Raw genomic sequence first — 1,607 nt, 5'->3', positions numbered from 1 at the left:
GTATAACCATTATTTTTCATAAAGAGAATTTGACCTTCAGTCATGATGTAGCACAATCGGCAATAAATAAACTCATGTTTCAGATGCTTGCTGCATTTGCAGAGTTTGAACGCTCCATGATCCGTGAGCGTCAAAAGGAAGGAATTGCAAAAGCCAAAGCGAAGGGCTTATATAAGGGAAGAAAGCGGAAGGTTGACTATGTTGAAATACGAAAAGCAATGGCTGAAGAAAATTCAACATTTAGAGGTGTTGCAGAAAAGTTTAAAGTAGGGATAGCAACAGTACAAAGAGCTTTAAAAGAAGAAACTAATAATCAATAAGGTTGATTAATGAAGACGCTTAGATATTCAAATTTAGAAAAGATCATGACCATTTATACTGAAATTTCTACTTATATTACATTTCATAATGCGACTGGTTTAACAGATATAAATAAATCAATGGAAGATTTTTGAACCGTACCGGGTTTGTCGGAGACCAAGCTTTCTGAGAGAATGTCCCGATGAAAAAAGTAAAATATACCCCTGAAATCAGAGAAAGAGCGGTTCAATTATTGATTGAATCCGAGAAAGATTATCCATCGAATTGGGCTGCGATCACCGCTATTGCTCCCTGAGCAGTATACTGCGCAAGGGTTGTACTCCTGAAACACTACGTGTTTGGTATCAAAAATATTTAGATAAACAAAATCCAGTTAAAGTACAGCAGCTTTCAGACCAAGAACGTATCAAACAACTCGAACGCGAAAATAAAGAACTGCAACGCGCCAATGAAATTCTACGTAAAGCAGCCGCTTTTTTCGCCCAGGCGGAGCTCGACCGCCCACACAAATAATGGTGGATTTTATCCATAATAATAAAGAGCTGTACGGAGTCGAGGCGATTTGTAGAATTTTACCGATCGCACCTTCAACCTATTACCGGACTCTAGATCTCTGTGAAAATCCAGAACATCGAGCAAAGCGAGATTTACATGACTTGCATCATGCTGAGGAGATTAAACGAATTTGGAAGGAAAGTTCAGGTCGGTATGGTGTACGTAAAGTCTGGCAAAAACTGAAACGTGAAGGCTATATTATTGCGCGCTGTACTGTTGCTCGATTAATGCAAAAGCTAGGTATAAAAGGTGTTTGGCGTGGTAAGAACAAACAAACCACCCGTAGCCGAGATGATCAAAAACGAGCGGATGACTTGGTAAAACGTAATTTTACTGCTGATCATCCTGACCAACTGTGGGTGAGTGACTTTACGTATATTCAAACAAATTCAGGCTGGGTTTATACTGCATTTATTATTGATGTGTTCTCACGAGCAATTGTTGGATGGAAAGTATCGACACGGATGAATACAGATATGGTGCTCGATGCATTGGAGCAAGCATTTAGGGCGGCAGAGGGGGCTGGAACGCTGAGTGCGCCCATGCCGCATTGCGAAGCAAAAGATAATCGGATAAAATGTAGCAATTCATATTCGTAAGCGTGGAGTAATCAGATGGGAAATTCCAAGTCAGCAGACAAGTAAGCCGCAACAACCAGTATTGTTGTTGCGGCGCTCTGTAAGGCTAGTCTCATCTGATTGCTGACGAGCAGACGTCGCCCGGTATTCCTT

1 protein-coding gene, 1 pseudogene and 1 other annotated feature are annotated in these 1,607 nt (G+C 40.8%); the gene and the pseudogene both read left to right on the top strand.

What is annotated here, in order from left to right; genetic code table 11:
• The coding region (locus FTV08_RS15985) for a recombinase family protein (protein WP_180087654.1) at window positions 1-320 on the top strand (320 nt) is incomplete at its 5' end.
• A 182-nt stretch (window positions 321-502) separates the two neighbouring features.
• Window positions 503-1,475: pseudogene (locus FTV08_RS15980) on the top strand (IS3 family transposase).
• Window positions 792-908: a sequence feature (AL1L pseudoknot), on the top strand. (Overlaps the previous pseudogene by 117 nt.)
• Window positions 1,476-1,607: the final 132 nt, after the last annotated feature.

The sequence above is a fragment of the Acinetobacter sp. YH12226 genome, assembly GCF_013417805.1.
Classification (GTDB): domain Bacteria; phylum Pseudomonadota; class Gammaproteobacteria; order Pseudomonadales; family Moraxellaceae; genus Acinetobacter.
Note: the sequence above shows the minus strand (reverse complement) of the source record. Positions and strands in the feature narration are given on the sequence as shown.